The 620-nt window shown below is 26.9% G+C and carries 1 protein-coding gene; it reads left to right on the top strand.

Annotated features, from left to right (window positions below):
* Nucleotides 1-117: 117 nt before the first annotated feature.
* Nucleotides 118-411 carry a hypothetical protein gene (locus DNK47_RS03355; protein ID WP_112665939.1) on the top strand — a complete coding sequence of 98 codons (294 nt, stop codon included), beginning with the start codon at nt 118-120 and terminating at the stop codon, nt 409-411.
* The last annotated feature ends 209 nt before the right edge of the window (nt 412-620 follow it).

Below are 620 nucleotides of genomic sequence, written 5' to 3'. Positions count from 1 at the left end.
AAATAACTTGCATTCTTCAAGCGCTCTAGCAAATCTTAAGCGGGGGGGGCATTCTTAACTAAAAAAGAAACAAAAATTAAGGACCTGCAATTAGATTTTTCCAAGAAAGCAGATGGTTTGCAAATAATTTTTGAGGAATCAGAAAAGCTACAAGAAAGCAAATTAGAACTAAAAAATTTGCAGAATAATCAATTAAATATACCTACAGACTTATTTGATTATGAAACTAAAAAGTCAAGTATTGTCTCAAACATTAAATCTATTTTTCAAGAAATTAAAGCATATAAGAAAGTTTCTGGTATAGTAGAAGAAATACAAAAACTTGAAAAATTAATTTCAACTGTTAAAACGTCAATTCTTGCAACTGTGTTATATTTTGCACCAAGCGTCGGTACTAAGTCATCAAAGTAATTACAAGAGCAATTAAAAGAAGAAATAATCTTCTAGATTTAAAGAATTGCCATAGAATTATGAATTAATTTTTATAAGACCTATAATTAAGGGTTATTTAATAAATCGAGTAATTACTTAATTTAGTTAGAAGATGAATTATTACAAAAAAATAGGAGTCTCTTAAGTCTTTAAATCTTTCTTTTTAGCCAATTAGTTTTTCTCTGTAG

This window comes from Mycoplasma wenyonii (assembly GCF_003265155.1).
Classification (GTDB): Bacteria; Bacillota_I; Bacilli_A; order Mycoplasmatales; family Mycoplasmoidaceae; genus Eperythrozoon_A; species Eperythrozoon_A wenyonii_C.
The sequence above is the reverse complement of the archived record's forward strand: the minus strand, read 5'-3'. Positions and strand labels throughout refer to the sequence as shown.